The organism is Frankia sp. CcWB2, assembly GCF_977927585.1.
This window is the reverse complement of the sequence record NZ_CDWRCM010000018.1, coordinates 21,977-25,746: the sequence shown is the minus strand read 5'-3', so window position 1 is coordinate 25,746 and position 3,770 is coordinate 21,977. Positions and strand designations below refer to the sequence as shown.

Annotated in this window: 2 protein-coding genes and 2 pseudogenes; 1 reads left to right on the top strand and 3 read right to left on the bottom strand. The window is 70.1% G+C overall.

Annotated elements, in window-relative coordinates; all coding sequences use genetic code 11:
- From ACY45C_RS03755 to ACY45C_RS03745, 3 genes and pseudogenes are all read right to left on the bottom strand, one after another.
- A pseudogene (locus ACY45C_RS03755) lies at nt 1–1,193 on the bottom strand (ABC transporter transmembrane domain-containing protein); the annotation flags it as partial.
- Between the two features lie 204 nt (nt 1,194–1,397).
- Complete coding sequence (locus ACY45C_RS03750; RefSeq protein ID WP_462186251.1) at nt 1,398–2,219, bottom strand: enoyl-CoA hydratase/isomerase family protein; 822 nt, start codon at nt 2,217–2,219, stop codon at nt 1,398–1,400.
- Between the two features lie 2 nt (nt 2,220–2,221).
- Nucleotides 2,222–2,440 carry a helix-turn-helix domain-containing protein gene (locus tag ACY45C_RS03745; protein WP_009399485.1) on the bottom strand — a complete coding sequence of 73 codons (219 nt, stop codon included), beginning with the start codon at nt 2,438–2,440 and terminating at the stop codon, nt 2,222–2,224.
- Nucleotides 2,441–3,087: 647 nt separating this feature from the next.
- Between ACY45C_RS03745 and ACY45C_RS03740 the strand changes: the two are divergent.
- Nucleotides 3,088–3,770 (top strand): annotated as a pseudogene (locus ACY45C_RS03740) (hypothetical protein); the annotation flags it as partial.

Here is a 3,770-nt window from a genome sequence, read left to right as displayed (position 1 = left end):
AACACCGGCGTGGGCACCCGCGGGTCGAGTACGGCGACCGACTCCAGCGACGCCAGGGAGACCTCGCCGGCGGCCGGATAACGGAAACCGACATGATCGAACTCGATGGTCGTCGCGCCGGCCGGCAGATCGACGGCGCCCGGCCGGTCGGCGATCGCTGGCTCCAGATCGAGCACCTCGAAGACCCGCTCGAAGGACACCAGCGCCGTCATGACGTCGACGTGCACGTTGGAGAGCTGGGTGAGCGGCCCGTACAGCCGTCCGAGGTAGGCCGTGAGCGCGACCAGGGTGCCGACCTCCAGGCTGCCCTGGGCAGCGAACCGACCGCCTATCCCGTAGACGATCGCGGTCGCGAGCGAGGCGACCAGGGTGAGCGAGACGAAGAATATGCGGCCGTACATAGCCTGGGTCACCCCGATGTCACGCACCCGCCCGGCCCGAACGCGGAAGTTCTCGTCCTCCCGTTCCGCCGAACCATACAGTTGCGCGAGCATCGCTCCGGACACGTTGAATCGTTCCGTCATCGTCGTGTTCATCTCGGCGTTCAACCCGTAGCTCTCCCGGGTCAGCCTGGCCAGGCGGGGCGCCAACAAGCGGGCCGGAATAATAAATACCGGCAGCAACACGAGCGACACGAGGGTGATTCGCCAGGACAGCACCAGCATCGCGGCGAGCACGAATCCGGCGGACAGGACATTCGACAGCACCGACGACAGCGTGTTGGTGAACGCCGACTGCGCGCCGAGCACGTCGTTGTTCAACCGGCTGATGAGCGCCCCGGTCTGGGTCCGGGTGAAGAAGGCGAGCGGCTGGCGCTGCACGTACCAGAACACCTGGCTGCGCATCTCGTAGATCAGACCCTCGCCGATCCGGGCCGAGAACCAGCGCTGCGCGAGCGACAGACCGGCGTCCAGGAACGCCAGGCCCGCGACGACCGCGGCGAGCGCCTGCACGAGCCCCACCCGGTGGCGCACGATGCCGTCATCGATGATCGTCTTGAGGATCAGCGGAACAACCGCACCGACAGCCGAGCTGAGCACGATGAGCGCGAGAAAGTAGGCGAGCTGCCGCCGATGGGGACGGGCGAAGGCGACGATCCTGCGCAGGGTACCGGGCCGCAGCGAGGTCCGGGTGACCGAACGGTCCTGTTGGAAGGTACGCATCGTAGACCAACCATCCATTCCCGGTCGCATCAGCCCTCCTGGCGGCGGCGCTTACTGTGTTACGTAGTGCTTACTACGTAACGATGTAAGCAGGAATTGCGGACGGGCATTCCCGCGGCGGGTGCGGCTCGTCAGGCGTGCTGGCTGCAGCTTGGCACGGCACGGAGCGAAACGGATGCCGAAGCGGGAGACCGCCGGTACGGAGCCGGCGCAGGAGCCGGTCGGGGCTGCCGGTCACCCCGCCGCGGGGTCGTCACCGGCAGCGGAGCGGGCGGTGACGACGCGTTCCCAGGCCTCGTCCTCGGCCCGCTCGTCGAGACGGTCGGAGCGGGTAGCGGGACGGGAGCGCCGCACGCCGCGCATCAGCGCCTTCACCTCGGCCGCGATGTCGCGGGGAACCGCGAGGAGCGCCGCGACCAGCACGCCGACCTGCTCGTCCAGCAGCTCACGCGGCAGGACCCGCTGGGCCAGCCCGATCCTGGCCGCTTCGTCGGCGGCGAGCTCGCGGCCGGTCAGGCAGAGGTCCAGGGCATTCGCGTAGCCGAGGAGCTCGACCAGCCGACCCATGGCACCGGCCGCGGGCAGGAGGCCGTCACGCGCCCAGGTCAGCCGGAAGCGCGCATCCTCGGCGAGAACCTGCAGGTCGCAGGCGACCGTCACCGCGAGACCGAGGTCGCCGACCGTCGTGTCCACGACGGCCACACTGATCAGGTCGGACCGATCGGAGACCCGCCCCATCGCGTCGCGCCATGCGCGATATCCCGCGGCCGGGGACAACTGCCCCACGGCGTCCGCGGGCCCTTCCTCGCCCACTCGGGGTGCGGGGTCGGTAAGGGCAGCGGCCGGTGGGGGGCGATGACCCATCCGGACAACCAGGACCCGGACCTCACCGGTCAACCGCCGCAGTTCGCCGGCCAGCGCCGACGCGAGAGCCGGGAACGAGCCGGCCCCGCCGGTATCACCGGGATCCGTCATCCAGATCGTGACGAGAGGCCCGGCGACCCGCACGTGCAGTCCGGCCGCCGCCGCCGCTACAGCGGCGGCGGGGACCGCCATGATCAGGCGCTTTTCTTCTTGGTGCCCCGGGTCGCACCACCCCGGCCGCGCAGGGTCGTACCGGACTCCGAGAGGATCCGGTGGACGAACCCGTACGAACGACCAGAGGACTCGGCGAGCAGGCGGATGCTCTGCCCACCTTCGTACTTCTTCCGAAGTTCGGCGGCAAGCTTGTCCCGCTCGGCGCCGGTGATCCGGGTTCCTTTCCTGAGCTCGGCCAACGTGGCCCCCTCCGTGTTCGATGATCTGCGAACCGATCTTCACTCAGCTTGAGTAAACGCGCCACTCGAAGCAGATGTGATCCATCACACGCGGCGCCGATGCGTGACCGTGCCCTCGCGTTCCTTCCTCCACGCCGGCGGTCACCAGCGATGGCACGGGTCGCACCCACCCGCTGGCACAGCAGGCGCGCCTGGCCGACGGTGCTACCGAGATCAGTGTCCCCAATCCCCGGTACGCGGCCCGACAACAGCATCGGCGCGTCGCCACGAACATCGCCATCTTCGCGCTCAAGATCTTCTCTCGATGCAACGCTGCAGGTACGACCATCAGTCGATCACTGTACAGAGCGAGCCGACGGACCGCGAACGCGGCCGATCAATTCGACTGATTCCTCACATCCGATACCGGTTGTCCACCCCGTCGGGGCCGGCCCGCTCCCGTGCTGAGGCCCGGTCCGGCGAGATCGCGGACGGCTCGTCGCACCCCTGCCGGCGCCCCCGCCAGCACCTCCGGCATCCGGCTCGGGGGGAACTCCGGCGCTGGGAGCGGACCGGACTCGTTACCGTGCAGTGGTGGTCGGTGACGTGATGATCTCCGGGTCGGCACCGAAGGTGCCCAGCTACGCGGCCTGCCTCGGTACGGACCGGTGAGCGCGACGGACGGCGCCTCCGACCCGACCGCTGTCGCCGCCTCCAGCCGGTTGCCCGGACCGCGCGGCGGCCTGTCCCGGCCCTGGGCGGGGTCCGCCGGGCGCACCGAGGCCGGCGAGGCGGCGCTGTGGCTCATCCTGGTGGCCTGCGGTCTCATCGGCACGTTCCTCGTCTCCACCGGCGACCTGGATCTGGACATCGGTGACCCGCCGCTGCGCGGCGGGTGGGCTCCCCGTCTCGATTCCCTCGTCCTGGTCCCGCTCGTGATCGCCGTGGTCGTGGTCGCCCTCACCGCCTGGTGGGCCTCGACCACCCCCCCGGCGGCCACCCCGAACACCCCGGCCACCCCGGCCACGGCGACCGGCCCGGTGAACAGGCTGCCCTGGACCGCCCTGCTCGTCCTGGGCTACGTCGGATCGCTGGCGTGGAGCGGCACGCTCGCGCTGGTCGCACCCGGGGAGATCACGGCGGATCTTCGCATCCCGGCGGATCTCCTGGCGGCGGCGAAGGCCGTCGGTGACGATCCGCTCGGCTTCCTCGCCACCTACACCGCGACCACCGCGCACGCCGCGGCGGGGACCACGGCCGTCCTGCCGACCCATCCTCCGGGCCCCGTCCTGACCGTCTGGGTGCTCACCAGGGTGGGGATGCACGGTGCGGTCGCGATCGGGATACTGTT

Excerpts from the sequence above, each read along its gene's own strand:
- ACY45C_RS03750 (WP_462186251.1), bottom strand. The coding sequence starts at position 2,219 with ATGGCGGTCCCCGCCGCCGCTGTAGCGGCGGCGGCGGCCGGACTGCAC.